The sequence below is a fragment of the Wolbachia endosymbiont of Nomada ferruginata genome, from assembly GCF_001675785.1.
Lineage (GTDB): Bacteria > Pseudomonadota > Alphaproteobacteria > Rickettsiales > Anaplasmataceae > Wolbachia > Wolbachia pipientis.
The window spans coordinates 1-7,890 of record NZ_LYUY01000065.1 but is presented as its reverse complement, the minus strand read 5'-3'; the positions used below and the strand labels follow the sequence as shown (position 1 = coordinate 7,890).

Sequence of the window (7,890 nt, the reverse complement as noted above, 5' to 3'; positions counted from 1 at the left end):
TTTGGGTAATTTAATGGTAAAAATTTTAGAGAGAAATTTTATACACAATCTCTGACATTTTTCCTTAAGTTGACGCCATTGCCTGAACACTTACCTAATGATGAAGCTATCGAAAACATAGCAAAGAGACTTCAAAAATCTATAGACGATGCAAAAAAGCACAAGGTCATGTTTAGTGTTGATGTATTCCAAGGAGAAAAAAGTCATCAATAATAGATTATTCGATACTGATCTTATACCACCTCATGGAGCAAGATAAAAATGTTACTGAGACTGGAAAAGAAAAACTACGGCCTCTTATGTTAGAAATGTTTAATCTAGTTTCAACAGGCACTGATGTGAGCCAAGAAGTTCGGAGATTATTGCCAGAAGATATACTGAAAGAACGCGGCGAATATTTGTCACGTCTAAAACAAATTGTAAGTGATAGTATTGAAAATGACAAAAAAAAAGAAATTGTAGTAGAAAGAGATAATAAATTTTATTATGTACAGTGTCCAGAAAAAAAGTGTGATCACTCCTGCAAAATTTATGAACTCCCCGGAATTTAAGGACTTAGAATATGGTGCATTGCGAATAGGAGAAGGAGATAATCTAATCTGAATAAAAAGCTGGCAATATCATGATATGCAAGGCAAAGTAAAAATGACCTTTAGGGTAGGCGATGAAAAGATCGAAATGATTTTATCTTCTGAAAAAGCTGAAAGTTTTGGTAAAATAATGGTACATATGGATGACAAAAGTTGTGAAATCTTCTCAAAGTACCTAAAAGAGCTAGAAAAAGAACCTCGTATAAGCAAGGTTGTTGAAGCTGCTAAAAGTTTTGCACAAACGAAAAGCAGTGCAGTTAGTCCACCTCTTTCTAATATGAAAAGTGTTGACACATCGCAACATTTTCAAAGTAGTGACCATGAATCACCAGAGCATTAACAATTATCATACATACATTGTTGCATATAGCAATAGTGTATGTGTATAGTTAGTAGGGTTTGTAAACTTAATAAAGTCTACAACTAATTTGAAAACTACTTTATTGTATGCAAGACTTTAAAATACTAGAAAATCTAAAAACCAAAGCACTAGAAGCTGAAAAAGGAGGCGGTTCTGACAGGATTACCAAACAACATGAAAAAGGGAAATTAACTGCTAGAGAAAGGCTCAGTATATTGCTCGATGAAAGTTCTTTTGCAGAATACGATAAATTCGTAAAACATCATGCAAATGATTTTGGCATGCAAAATGCTAATTTTTTAGGTGATGGGGTAGTGATTGGTCATGGTACTATTTATGGCAGAAAAGTTTTTGTTTATTCTCAGGATTTTACTGTCTTTGGTGGTTCACTTGGTGCGTCACATGCAAAAAAAATATGCAAAATTATGGATATGGCAATTAATGCCAGAGTTCCAATTATCGGACTAAATGATTCTGGTGGAGCCAGAATTCAGGAAGGAGTAAATTCTCTTGCTGGTTATGGAGAAATTTTTCAAAGAAACGTAAATGCATCGGGTGTTATACCACAAATTTCTTTAATTATGGGCCCATGTGCAGGAGGTGCAGTTTATTCCCCAGCATTAACTGACTTTACTTTCATGGTGAAAAACAGTTCATATATGTTTATAACCGGGCCAGATGTAGTAAAAAAGGTTACCTACGAAGATGTAAGTTTCGAAGACCTCGGTGGAGCAAAAATTCATACAAGCAAAACAGGAGTAGCGGATTTTGCATTCAATAATGATGTTGAAATGCTGCTAAAAATGCGTGAATTCTTTACTTTCTTACCAGCAAATAATCAAGAATCACCGAAACCTAAATCAACCTGTGATTCAGTTAATGATATTGATGAATCTTTAAATACTCTGATTCCTAGCAATCCTAATACTCCTTATGATATGTATGAACTTATTGAAAAAGTTTGTGATGGAAGGAAATTTTTTGAGTTAAAACCTGATTTTGCTCGTAATATCATAACTGGTTTTGGTAGAATTGGAGGAAACACTGTTGGTATTGTTGCAAATCAACCTATGCACCTTGCAGGATGTTTGGATATTGATTCTTCAAGAAAAGCTGCGAGGTTTGTAAGGTTTTGTGACGCATTTAACATTCCGATCATCACACTTATTGATGTTCCAGGATTTTTGCCGGGTACAAATCAAGAATACAATAATATAATACAACACGGAGCGAAACTGCTTTACGCTTACGCTGAAGCGACCGTGCCGAAAATTAGCCTTATCACTAGAAAAGCGTATGGTGGTGCATACATTGTTATGAATTCGAAACATCTAAAAGGTGATATAAATTATGCCTGGCCAACTGCTGAAATAGCTGTGATGGGCCCTGAAAGTGCAGTTGAGATTATATTTCGACACGAAAAAGATCAGCAAACGTTAATTAAAGAATATAAAGAAAAATTTGCTAACCCATTTTTTGCTGCATCATATGGATACATTGATGACATTATAGTGCCAAGTAAAACAAGGTATCACTTTTGTAAAGCATTAGAGCTACTCAAAAACAAGAAGGTAGAAAGGATATGGAAAAAGCATGACAACTTACCTCTGTAACTTTCTTCTAAGCCTTGCTTGCAAGTTATGCGATATTATAAGAGTGTGCCGTTACCAAGACTCGAACTTGGGACCTCGTCATTACCAATGACGTACTCTACCACCTGAGCTACAACGGCAAGTTTATATATTATGATAATGAATAACACAAAAAAGAATAAGGAAAAAGAAGAGGAGAAAAAAAGATTAGCGAAAGCTTTAAAGCAAAATATTTTGAAAAGAAAAAAGCAGCAACAGAGTAGACAGAGAACCCTTTCAAAACTCGTTTGTGGTGAGGAATTTTTAGGAGAAAGCACCGCAGAATACTCGAATGTATTTGAGAACGACAAAATTACCATCAGAAACTTAAGTTTTGAAGGAGGTATCATGCCAGAACTACCGGAAGTGGAAGTAATCTCTAATTTTTTGCTTGATAAAATTAAAAACAAGCAAATCAGTAATGTTATAGTGAATAATTGGAATTTACGTGCCCCAATAACAAAAAATATTGATGATATGCTAAAGGGCAAAGTCATACGCAACATCAAGCGTAGAGGTAAGTATACCATCTGGAATACAGATGGTAGTGTGGCTGTAATCATACATCTTGGCATGAGCGGAAAGCTTATATATGCTGACCACGATCAAATGCGGAATAAGCACGATCACGTGGTATTTTTATTTTCTGACAATACTTCAATAATTTTTAATGACCCAAGAAGATTTGGATTAGTTATCATTTTAAATAAAGAACAAGAAACGGATTTTTTTAGCGATTTTGGAATAGAGCCCCTCACGGATGAATTCAGTGGAGACTATTTACAGGAGTTGCTGAAAAACAAAAAAGTGAATATCAAATCAGCGTTAATGGACAATAAATCAATAGTTGGCGTAGGCAACATATATGCTTCTGAGAGCTTGTTTAGAGCCCGTATATCACCACTCAGGTCAGCAAAAAACTTGACCTATAGAGAGTGCGAAAAACTTGCTGCTGAAATAAAAAATACTCTGAGTGATGCAATTGCTGCAGGCGGTTCAACACTGAAAGATTATGCACAGCCATCTGGATCTGCTGGATACTTTCAAAATAACTTTTACGTATATGGTAAAGTTCAAAAACCTTGCAAGATTTGCAATAATATCATAACACTTATACGACAAAATGGCCGTAGCACTTATTTTTGCAACGCGTGCCAGAATTAAGATTTTATTTTTTGATATGATATTTTCACTTGAAAAAGATCCATTTGATTTGTTTTCAAAGTGGTACAAAGCAGTACTTAATTCTCCGTGTGAACAACCAACTGCAATGACGCTAGCAACTTGTAGCAAAGACTGTATTCCATCTGCAAGAGTGGTATTACTAAAGGAATATAGCAAAGAAGGTTTTGTGTTTTTCACTAACGTAAACAGTAAAAAAGGGAAAGAATTGACTGAGAACCCCAAAGCTGCGTTAGTGTTTCATTGGATAGAATTTGCTAGGCAAGTGCGAATTGAAGGAGAGGTTAAACTTCTAAACGATGAAAGAACTGACAAATACTTCTCTTCTCGAGCGCTGGGTAGTCAAATTAGCGCATGGTGCTCAAAACAATCGAGCATTCTGAAAGATTGGCAGGATTTTGAGCAAGCTATAAAATTGAAGGAAAAAGAATTTCACAATACACAAGTTTCTCGTCCTGATTTTTGGGTGGGATTTTGCGTAATCCCAAAAGTAATTGAATTCTGGCAAGAAGGTGAATATAGGAAGCATATTAGATTTAGATACACCCTTGTTGAGGGAAGCGATTGGAAAGTGGAACAATTATATCCCTAGCTACATTCGTTATTGCAGACCCTTCTTAATTTACCATTGAGAATTGGATGACACCCTACTAATCCGAATTCTGGATTAAGGATAAAAAAGAGCAAAAATATCAATAACTTATAATTTTATAGCTAAAGTGACTTAGGTTTACCGATAATTTGAAAAACAACAAATTCGTCATTCCGCTACTTGTTAGCGGAATCTATGCTGAGATACCGCGGCGGTATGACATAGGGAAACCTTTCTTGGGTTAGCTATAGAAGGTTAAGAATTTTTCATTGGACAGGCTTCTTATACTTTTGGTGAGGTTAAATTTTGAAGTGAAAATTTTAATAAACAGTAAATAAACAAGTTTATCAAAAAAAGAGTTAAATGTTAGGGTTTTCAGCATTCCGGACAATTTAAAATCAACCTGGGATGGAGGAAGTTAGTGGCGGTCACATACTCTTTCATCACAATGATAAAGAAGCTTACCTTTATCTCTGACGTATTTTAAAGGAATTTTGGGATTATTGATGTCTTTACCACCAGTATCATGCCATTTCTTTTCCCATGTAATATAATATGGTTCAAGGTCTTGCGGCGTTAATTTATATATTTCTTTTAGCTCTATTCCTTCATAAATAGCAAATATCCAATCCACCTTTCGGTATTTTGCAATTATTGTAGGATTCATATGATGATGAGTAGAAAAGCTTTTTGTAAGAAGAGCATTTACTGATTTAAGCTCATATTCATTACCATACTCATCAATGGCATCATTTCCCTCGCGTGCTGGAAGAATAGTGAGTCCAGTTAGTAATAAGACTTGTAGGATTTTTCCGCCGTTGTCCTGAAAGATATCATTTATACCATGCTTAACAGCAAACTATTGATACTTCCGTATATGAGGAAATATATCTTTCAGACATTTTCTGTCTTGATCCTGATCTAGAAGTGCAGTAGGTTCAACACCAAGGGCATCTGCTATGCGCTCAACATTATCTATAGAGATATTTCTCTCACCACGTTCAACGGAGCCTATATATGTTCTGTGTAATTCACATAAATCAGCAAGAGTTTCTTGGGAAAGCCCTTTTATATTTCTTATTCTTCGTATATTCTGGGAAAGAAGTAACCGCAGAGGTTGTTTTTTTATTTTTGTCATCTTTGTAAGATAATAGTTGACAATTATAAGTCTACAGACTATAAGTATCTTCCATATGGTACATATATTGGAAAAATTTAAATTTAATAATAAACCTACATATACTACAGATAGGGGAGCTGCATATTGTGGAGACTCTCTTAACCTATTGCCGCAATTACCAGACAATAGCTTAGATCTTGTATAGCTCTTTCCATAAAAGTCCGGATGTGATAGGATAAGGATAGATGATGATAAGGAGGTTGAATGCCAGCAGCATATAGTTATGATTTAAGAAAAAAAGCAATGGAAGCGCTAGACGAAGGAGAAAGCAGAGAAACAGTGGCAGCAAGATTTAAGATTGGATGAACTACTTTATGGGAGTGGCAGCAAAGAAGAAAAGAAACAGGAGACTTTCAATCAAAAAAACTTGGAAATGGGGGTTACAATCACAAAATTACCGACTGGGATACCTTTGCCAAATTTGCCAGAGAACACGGAGGAAAGACTCTATCGGAAATGGCTAAACTTTGGAACAACGTTAGTATCCAAACGATCTATCGAGCCCTTAAAAAAATTGGATTTACGCGCAAAAAAAGACATATGGATACAAGGAAAGAAACGAAGAAAAACGTGCTGAATTTTTGAAAATTATAGCGACAAAAGAACCTAAAAACTTAGTGTATATAGATGAGTATGGCATTGATAACACCGAAGACTACCCCTACGGATATTGCCAGAAAGGACAGCGGTTTTATGCCTTAAAATCTGGAAAGAAAACTCAACGAATCAGTATGGTTGCAGCCTTAAGTGGAAGAAAGATAGTTGTTCCGTTAACCTTTGAAGGCCACTGTAATATGGATGTTTTTAATGGATGGTTTGAGCAATTTTTGACACCGATCTTGGAACCTGGACAGACTGTCATTCTTGACAATGCTACTTTTCATAAGTCTGATAAGATTATCGAGCTTGCTAAAGGGGTTGGTGCAGAAATTTTGTATCTGCCGCCTTATTCTCCAGATTTCAACAAAATTGAGCATCATTGGTTTGCTATAAAAAACAGAGCCAGGAAAAACATTCCTCTATTCGAATCCTTTCGTCGTGCTGTTGATTCTGCCTTCCTATGACCTGTTCGGACTATTATGAGAAATGCTATACGTTGTTAAATGCAGGGCTTGGTGTTTGTGCTAAATCTGACATTTGTAATTGCATCATTATCTTCTCGGCTACTTTCTGTTCCTCTTTTAATATTTTTCTTTCCTCCTCAGCAGCAGCTCTTGCCTGTTTTATTTCTGCAATTACATGAGACCTCAATTCGTTGATAGCCACATCATCAAATTTTAAGTCATCTTTTGCAGATTCATTTTCTTTTTGTTCACGCTTAATAAAGTTTTTGTTTAATCTATTAAATTCATCATTTAACTTCGACAACTTATCAAATTCTTCCTTACCAATAGATTGCTTACTCTTTAACTCTTCTTTGAGGCTTCTGTATTCATTGCAAATACCCTTAATTTTTTCTTTATAGTCTGTATTTAAAACTAGAAAAGTATATTGTTGCTCTAAAGATTCTTCCGCAGCCTGATTACATCTGATCTTCCTAGATATATTGAATAAATCTTCTGCTTCATCATACAATAAACTAATAGCTTTTACTCTTGCCTGCACTTCCTCTCCAGCTTGTATCGCTTTTTCAAGGCGTATTTTGGCTTCTTTTACCTCTCTCTTAAAAAAAATACTCCATTTTTGTTTTGCGGCAGGTCTTTCATTCATCCTGAAATTAGTACATACAATTTCGCAGCAGGTCTTTTTTCATCACGCTTCCGATAATTTTTATTTTGTCCTACTTTACTCTGATTAGATTTAAGTAAATGATACAAGAAGTACCACTTACCTAAAACTTTTGAGACTTGCAGCATCTTTCGTTTGCAGGACTAGCAGAAGGCTCTACTTACATGATATTGCATCCGGTTTTATTGCACTTACAACTGTAGGAGCGCCGAAAAACACAGCAGTAAACGTACCCAATGCAAAAAGCGCAGGCCACGGCATTCTGCCGAATATTGCAAGCAAAGCCGCACCTATTATCACTATCGTGATCATCGGTCCACCTAGTTTGCGAGCGTACTCCATTATTTTACATATTACGTCTGCTGTTGTGTCCAGTCTAGCTCCAGTTCCATCTACAGCTACAGCTTCAAACGCAAAAGAGAGAACTAATACATACGCTCAACTTGTCCATTTGTCCAAGGATGGCTAACTTTTGTTAGACGATGCTCAATATTATTTTCTTCACAAACACTATCGAATATGTGTTGAAAAGCGTTCTTAAGGTGCTTCTGATTGGTAAACTGTATACCGTTATCTGTCAAAATAGTGTGGATTTTATATGGTAAAATTTTAATCAAATTACGTAA

General features: G+C 35.6%; 9 protein-coding genes, 1 tRNA gene and 4 pseudogenes. 7 read left to right on the top strand and 7 right to left on the bottom strand.

The window, feature by feature from the left end; all coding sequences use genetic code 11:
* Positions 1-78 precede the first annotated feature (78 nt).
* The 4 genes from BA053_RS08370 (at position 79) to BA053_RS04355 (ending at position 2,564) form a co-directional block, all read left to right on the top strand.
* The gene (locus tag BA053_RS08370; protein ID WP_255324782.1) at positions 79-213 is read left to right on the top strand and encodes a hypothetical protein; all 135 of its coding nucleotides are present in this window, start codon (positions 79-81) and stop codon (positions 211-213) included.
* A gap of 32 nt (positions 214-245) precedes the next feature.
* Positions 246-551 carry a hypothetical protein gene (locus BA053_RS08055; protein WP_245611086.1) on the top strand — a complete coding sequence of 102 codons (306 nt, stop codon included), beginning with the start codon at positions 246-248 and terminating at the stop codon, positions 549-551.
* A gap of 76 nt (positions 552-627) precedes the next feature.
* Positions 628-930: a hypothetical protein gene (locus tag BA053_RS08050; RefSeq protein ID WP_231115838.1), complete on the top strand. Its 303-nt coding sequence runs from the start codon at positions 628-630 to the stop codon at positions 928-930.
* A gap of 107 nt (positions 931-1,037) precedes the next feature.
* Positions 1,038-2,564 carry an acyl-CoA carboxylase subunit beta gene (locus BA053_RS04355; RefSeq protein WP_065106802.1) on the top strand — a complete coding sequence of 509 codons (1,527 nt, stop codon included), beginning with the start codon at positions 1,038-1,040 and terminating at the stop codon, positions 2,562-2,564.
* A 46-nt stretch (positions 2,565-2,610) separates the two neighbouring features.
* On the opposite strand, the gene BA053_RS04350 is transcribed toward BA053_RS04355, so the two are convergent.
* A tRNA-Thr gene (locus BA053_RS04350) sits at positions 2,611-2,683 on the bottom strand.
* Between the two features lie 247 nt (positions 2,684-2,930).
* On the opposite strand from BA053_RS04350, the gene mutM reads away from it, so the two are divergent.
* On the top strand, positions 2,931-3,746 hold the full coding sequence (gene mutM, locus BA053_RS04345; protein WP_065095114.1) for a bifunctional DNA-formamidopyrimidine glycosylase/DNA-(apurinic or apyrimidinic site) lyase: 816 nt from the start codon (positions 2,931-2,933) through the stop codon (positions 3,744-3,746).
* 16 nt (positions 3,747-3,762) lie between these two features.
* On the top strand, positions 3,763-4,356 hold the full coding sequence (pdxH, locus tag BA053_RS04340; RefSeq protein ID WP_022626142.1) for a pyridoxamine 5'-phosphate oxidase: 594 nt from the start codon (positions 3,763-3,765) through the stop codon (positions 4,354-4,356).
* A 418-nt stretch (positions 4,357-4,774) separates the two neighbouring features.
* Here pdxH and BA053_RS06800 read toward each other — a convergent pair.
* Positions 4,775-5,200 (bottom strand): annotated as a pseudogene (locus BA053_RS06800) (hypothetical protein); the annotation flags it as partial.
* A 15-nt stretch (positions 5,201-5,215) separates the two neighbouring features.
* Positions 5,216-5,494 carry a helix-turn-helix domain-containing protein gene (locus BA053_RS04330; RefSeq protein WP_065095112.1) on the bottom strand — a complete coding sequence of 93 codons (279 nt, stop codon included), beginning with the start codon at positions 5,492-5,494 and terminating at the stop codon, positions 5,216-5,218.
* Between the two features lie 246 nt (positions 5,495-5,740).
* Between BA053_RS04330 and BA053_RS06795 the strand changes: the two are divergent.
* Positions 5,741-6,600: pseudogene (locus BA053_RS06795) on the top strand (IS630 family transposase).
* 25 nt (positions 6,601-6,625) lie between these two features.
* Here the strand turns inward: BA053_RS06795 and BA053_RS04315 are convergent.
* From BA053_RS04315 to BA053_RS04305, 4 genes and pseudogenes are all read right to left on the bottom strand, one after another.
* Positions 6,626-7,246: a hypothetical protein gene (locus BA053_RS04315; protein WP_065095502.1), complete on the bottom strand. Its 621-nt coding sequence runs from the start codon at positions 7,244-7,246 to the stop codon at positions 6,626-6,628.
* Positions 7,243-7,392 carry a hypothetical protein gene (locus BA053_RS07675; protein WP_167347175.1) on the bottom strand — a complete coding sequence of 50 codons (150 nt, stop codon included), beginning with the start codon at positions 7,390-7,392 and terminating at the stop codon, positions 7,243-7,245. Before BA053_RS07675 ends, BA053_RS04315 begins: the two co-directional genes overlap by 4 nt.
* Before the next feature lie 28 nt (positions 7,393-7,420).
* Positions 7,421-7,693: pseudogene (locus BA053_RS04310) on the bottom strand (TrbC/VirB2 family protein); the annotation flags it as partial.
* A gap of 2 nt (positions 7,694-7,695) precedes the next feature.
* Positions 7,696-7,890 (bottom strand): annotated as a pseudogene (locus BA053_RS04305) (IS481 family transposase); the annotation flags it as partial.

What these genes read in the sequence shown, in the direction of transcription:
- BA053_RS08055 (WP_245611086.1), top strand. Translation starts at nt 246, where the DNA reads ATGGAGCAAGATAAAAATGTTACTGAGACTGGAAAAGAAAAACTACGG.
- BA053_RS08050 (WP_231115838.1), top strand. Translation starts at nt 628, where the DNA reads ATGCAAGGCAAAGTAAAAATGACCTTTAGGGTAGGCGATGAAAAGATC.
- BA053_RS04355 (WP_065106802.1), top strand. Translation starts at nt 1,038, where the DNA reads ATGCAAGACTTTAAAATACTAGAAAATCTAAAAACCAAAGCACTAGAA.
- mutM (WP_065095114.1), top strand. Translation starts at nt 2,931, where the DNA reads ATGCCAGAACTACCGGAAGTGGAAGTAATCTCTAATTTTTTGCTTGAT.
- pdxH (WP_022626142.1), top strand. Translation starts at nt 3,763, where the DNA reads ATGATATTTTCACTTGAAAAAGATCCATTTGATTTGTTTTCAAAGTGG.
- BA053_RS04330 (WP_065095112.1), bottom strand. Translation starts at nt 5,494, where the DNA reads ATGACAAAAATAAAAAAACAACCTCTGCGGTTACTTCTTTCCCAGAAT.
- BA053_RS04315 (WP_065095502.1), bottom strand. Translation starts at nt 7,246, where the DNA reads ATGAATGAAAGACCTGCCGCAAAACAAAAATGGAGTATTTTTTTTAAG.
- BA053_RS07675 (WP_167347175.1), bottom strand. Translation starts at nt 7,392, where the DNA reads ATGCTGCAAGTCTCAAAAGTTTTAGGTAAGTGGTACTTCTTGTATCAT.